The sequence below is a fragment of the Blastococcus carthaginiensis genome (genome assembly GCF_030731085.1).
Taxonomy (GTDB): Bacteria; Actinomycetota; Actinomycetes; order Mycobacteriales; family Geodermatophilaceae; genus Blastococcus; species Blastococcus carthaginiensis.
The window spans coordinates 1-4,082 of record NZ_JASNFN010000057.1 but is presented as its reverse complement, the minus strand read 5'-3'; the positions used below and the strand labels follow the sequence as shown (position 1 = coordinate 4,082).

Annotated in this window: 4 protein-coding genes and 1 other annotated feature; of the genes, 3 read left to right on the top strand and 1 reads right to left on the bottom strand. The window is 68.3% G+C overall.

What is annotated here, in order from left to right:
* Nucleotides 1-69: 69 nt before the first annotated feature.
* Nucleotides 70-1,247, top strand: a protein-coding gene (locus tag QOZ88_RS23030) for an IS3 family transposase (RefSeq protein WP_305998280.1) whose coding sequence is annotated in 2 segments (ribosomal slippage) — nucleotides 70-354 and nucleotides 357-1,247 — 1,176 coding nt in all. Because the reading frame shifts where the segments join, the coding sequence is not laid out codon by codon here.
* A gap of 273 nt (nucleotides 1,248-1,520) precedes the next feature.
* Nucleotides 1,521-2,264: a hypothetical protein gene (locus QOZ88_RS23025; RefSeq protein WP_306002003.1), complete on the top strand. Its 744-nt coding sequence runs from the start codon at nucleotides 1,521-1,523 to the stop codon at nucleotides 2,262-2,264.
* A gap of 18 nt (nucleotides 2,265-2,282) precedes the next feature.
* Here the strand turns inward: QOZ88_RS23025 and QOZ88_RS23020 are convergent, their stop codons facing one another.
* The gene (locus QOZ88_RS23020; protein WP_306002002.1) at nucleotides 2,283-2,696 is read right to left on the bottom strand and encodes a hypothetical protein; all 414 of its coding nucleotides are present in this window, start codon (nucleotides 2,694-2,696) and stop codon (nucleotides 2,283-2,285) included.
* Nucleotides 2,697-2,795: 99 nt separating this feature from the next.
* Here QOZ88_RS23020 and QOZ88_RS23015 point away from each other — a divergent pair.
* Nucleotides 2,796-4,051, top strand: a protein-coding gene (locus tag QOZ88_RS23015; protein ID WP_305998703.1) for an IS3 family transposase whose coding sequence is annotated in 2 segments (ribosomal slippage) — nucleotides 2,796-3,099 and nucleotides 3,099-4,051 — 1,257 coding nt in all. Because the reading frame shifts where the segments join, the coding sequence is not laid out codon by codon here.
* Nucleotides 3,098-3,211: a sequence feature (AL1L pseudoknot), on the top strand. It overlaps the preceding gene by 114 nt.
* Nucleotides 4,052-4,082: the final 31 nt, after the last annotated feature.

The window sequence follows — 4,082 nt, the reverse complement described above, 5'->3', positions numbered from 1 at the left end:
GGGACTGCTGCACGAGTAGGTGACATCTGATCTGTGGTGCCGCGAGGCGCCGCTGGAAGGATGTTCGCCGTGCCCAAGCCCTACCCCAAGGAGTTTCGCGACGACGTCGTGAGCGTCGCTCGCAACCGTGAGCCGGGCCAGCACCTGAAGCAGATCGCGGCTGACTTCGGGATCAGCGAGTCGTGTCTGACGAACTGGATGAAGGCTGCCGACGTCGACGAGGGCGTCAAGCCCGGGACCACCGCGGCCGAGAACGTCGACCTGCGTGAGGCCCGCAAGCGGATCCGGCTGCTGGAGCAGGAGAACGAGGTCCTGCGCCGGGCAGCGGCCTACCTGTCCCAGGCGAACCTGCCGGGAAAATGATCTACCCGCTCGTCCGTGAACTCGCCGTCGACGGGATCCCCGTGACGGTGACGTGCCGGGTTCTGAAGATCGCCCGCCAGCCCTACTACCGGTGGCTGGCCGCCCCGGTCACGACCAGCGAACTGGTCGCGGCCTACCGGGCCAACGCGCTGTTCGACGCCCACCGCGACGACCCCGAGTTCGGCTACCGGTTCCTCGTCGATGAGGCCGCTGCCAGCGGGCAGCCGATGGCCGCACGCACCGCGTGGGCGATCTGCGCGGCCAACCGCTGGTGGAGCGCGTTCGGCAAGCCGCGCCGGGGCAAGAGCGGCCGGCCCGGACCTCCCGTGCACGACGACCAAGTCCAGCGGGTGTTCACCGCGGCCGGACCCAACCAGCTGTGGTTGACCGACATCACCGAGCACCGCACGGCCGAGGGCAAGCTCTATCTGTGCGCGGTCAAGGACGTGCACTCCAACCGGATCGTCGGCTACTCCATCGACTCACGGATGAAGTCTCGGCTGGCCGTGACCGCGATCGAGAATGCCGTCGCCCGGCGGGCCGCCGACGGTGCCGAGGTCGCCGGCTGCATCGTGCATTCGGACCGCGGATCGCAGTTCCGCAGCCGGAAGTTCGTCCAGGCCCTCAACCGGCATCAGCTGTCCGGGTCAATGGGCAGGGTCGGTGCAGCCGGGGACAACGCCGCCATGGAGTCCTTCTTCGCGCTGCTGCAGAAGAACGTGCTCGACCGCCGCTCCTGGGCCAGCCGCCAGCAGTTGCGCATCGAGATCGTCACCTGGATCGAACGCACCTACCACCGCCGACGTCGGCAAGCCGGCCTCGGTCGACTGACCCCCATCGAGTACGAGACCATCATCTACACACCGGCAGCTCAGGCCGCCTGACCCAACCTGTCACCGATCCGTGCAGCAGTCCCTGTCGTCTTAGGTCTCGATGACGTACGGCTCGCTGGCCTGGTACTCAGTGATCGCGTTCTGTAGTTCTGCGAGGTGTCGCTTTGCGCGGTCGATCAGCAGCCGCACACCGACCAGGCCGTCTCCCATACGCGGCACGGTAAGGCGGGCCGCCGACACTCGTGGTCCTCATGCGTCGCCCAGGGCCGGGTGGAGTCCTCCGGGAGTCGGAGCAGACCAGCGTGTCCGGGGCAGGATGACTGCGTGACGCGCGACGAGGACCTGTCCCGGGTGTTGCTGGCTCGACTGCCCGAAGCCCGGGTGTCCGTTGGCTTGTCTGCGCCGGTCACCGAGTACTCCGACTACGACGACCGGGCCGTCGCCGCCTGGCACGGTGAGGTCGACCTCCATGTCGACCCCGAAGACGTCGACGATCCCGCCGAGGTGCAGGCATGGGCCCGACCCGACGCCGCCTTGTCCCGTCAGGACGTGGTGGGAGGTGGCGCGACGCAGAGATTGGTCGTGGCCACTGCACGCGGGTTGGTGCTCGATCTGGATGCCCATCCGGACGTTCGTCTCGCGCTCGACGAGAGCGCCGACTACGCGCACTTCATGCCCTTGTTCGAACGTCCGGGGGCGTATGGAGTCAACGAGGAGTTCGACGAGCTGATCGACGGTGCCGGCAACCGGGTCGTCCTGCTGGATCGTGCGCTGCTCGCACCAGCGTGGCGGGGCCTGGGCGGTGTCGGGCGGCTGCTGACCGCACGCATGCTGCGGTGGCTGATGTCCGACGCCCTGCTGGCCATCACGCAGCCGGCGCCGTTCGAGATCGACGGCGGAGCTGCCGATCCTGCGTACCGGACGGCGCTGCAGCAGGTCCGCGGCGTATGGAGCTCCCTTGGCTTCTCCCACTGGCGGGACGACATCTGGTACCTCGACCCAGCACTGGTCGCCTTCGACGATGCGGTGGCCGCACTGGAGGATCGGCTCGGATTGCGTCGGGACTAGCCCCGGACTAGCCCAGGACTAGCCCGGAGCGACCAACTCACCGCCGGAGGCGCCAGCCGTTCTACGGGGCCGCGACGAAGACGAGGTTCTTGGCAGCGGCGGTCGAAAGGCGTCGTCCACGCCGGCTGCCTGCTCGGCGGTGAGCAGGGCATACCCGTGGAACTCGGGTTCGGCCTGCAGCAGTGGATGCGCAGGATCGCCGGCGCCGGTGCGCTGGTGCCAGTTGCGCAGCTGCCGGACGTTGGACGCGGTGACCGCGAACGCCATCGCCAGGGTGACCAGGGGCAGGCCGGTGAAGCGGAAGTAGCCGCGCCGGGTGTTCTCGGTGTCAGGGTTCTTCAGGTTGCCGAATGCGCCCTCGACGTAGGTGCGCCGGTTCCAGCTCGCGGTCCAGCGCCGGTCACCCCAGTACTCGTCCTGGCTGTGCTTCATGGCCTGGGCGAGACGGCGTTGGGCGTCGGCGGTGTGCTCGAGGTCTGAACCGCCCTGGGTTGCTTGGAGGCTCCTGACCTTGGAAACGAGGATGGAGCCATGGGGAACGAAGGCACGCCTGGGAAGCCGACGACGCGTCGCTACTCGCCAGAGGAGAAGGCCCGGGCGGTTCGGCTGGTGCGGCAGCTGCGCAAGGAGCTGGGCACCACGCACGGGACGGTTCGGCGGGTCGCCGATCAGATCGGCTGCGGGGTGGAGTCGCTGCGGACCTGGGTCAAGCAGTCCGACATCGATGACGGCGTCGAGCCGGGGGTGACGACGGTCGAGGCCACGCGGATCCGGGAGCTCGAGCAGGAGAACCGTGAGCTGCGCCGGGCCAACGATCTGTTGAAGCGGGCCTCGGCTTTCTTCGCGGCGGAACTCGACCGCCCATCGAGGTGATCGTCGCGTTCGTCGACGAGAACCGGAACGAGTTCGGAGTCGAGTTCATCTGCAGGTACCTGCAGGTGGCTCCGAGCAGCTACTACGCCGCGAAGAAGCGGCAGACCGCGCCGTCTGCGCGGGCCGTGCGGGACGTGCTGATGATGCAGGTCCTGCTGGCGTTGTGGACCGCGAACCGGAAGGTCTACGGAGCGCACAAGCTCTGGAAGGCCGCCCGGCGCGCTGGTCACGACATCGGCCGCGACCAGGTTGCCCGGCTGATGCGTGAGCTGGGCATCGAAGGGGTGTCCCGGCTGCGCAAGAAGGTCTTCACCACCCGGCCGGACCCGGATGCCTCGCGGGCGCCGGACCTGGTGAATCGGCAGTTCACCGCCGACCGGCCCGACGCGCTGTGGGTCACCGATCTGACCTACGTCCCGACCCGGTCGGGGATGGCGTACGTGTGCTTCATCGTCGACGCGTTCAGCCGGCGGATCGTCGGCTGGCGGGTGGCGGCGAACATGAAGACCGAGATGGTCCTCGACGCACTTGAGATGGCCAGAGCCTCCCGCGGAGGGCGCCGGTTGGTCGGGCTGGTGACACATTCGGATGCGGGGTCGCAGTTCACCGCCGTGCGGTTCACCGAGCGGCTCGAGGAGATCGGCGCGCGGCCCTCGATCGGGACGGTCGCGGACTCCTACGACAACGCCCTGGCCGAGACGACCAACGGCCTCTACAAGACCGAGTGCGTCCACGGACCCGACGCCACCGGCTGGGACGACGTCGACGAGCTCGAACTCGCGACGCTGTCCTGGGTGCACTGGTTCAACGAGAGCCGGCTCCACGGGCACTGCCAGAACGTCCCGCCCGCGGAGTACGAAGCAGCGTTCTACGCTGCCCAACGGACCGACCCCGCCGGGGTGGGAATCCAATAGAACGAGCCTCCATCAGACCCAGGGCGGTTCA